This window comes from Pseudomonas sp. HY13-MNA-CIBAN-0226 (assembly GCF_040310305.1).
GTDB lineage: Bacteria > Pseudomonadota > Gammaproteobacteria > Pseudomonadales > Pseudomonadaceae > Aquipseudomonas > Aquipseudomonas gregormendelii.
On record NZ_JBEOPS010000486.1, the window covers coordinates 1 to 249 of the forward strand.

1 protein-coding gene is annotated in these 249 nt (G+C 51.0%); it reads right to left on the minus strand.

The features are described from left to right. The coding region (locus tag AAEZ05_RS29605; protein ID WP_350650196.1) for an AIR carboxylase family protein at positions 1-200 on the minus strand (200 nt) is incomplete at its 3' end. Positions 201-249 lie beyond the last annotated feature (49 nt).

Here is a 249-nt window from a genome sequence, read left to right on the forward strand (position 1 = left end):
CACATACCCGGCAGATGTGCTGCACCGCCAGCCCCAGCGATAATGACTTGTAAGCCATTGCTCTTAGCGTTTTTGGCATAGTCAAATAATCTGTCAGGTGTACGGTGTGCTGACACGACTTCACAAGCAAAAGCGATATCAAAGTCGGCGAGCAATTGCGCAGCGGCGCTCATGGTCGCCCAATCAGACTGCGAGCCCATGATAATACCAACTTTTGGTTGACCAGCAGGAGAGGTGATTGGACTGTTT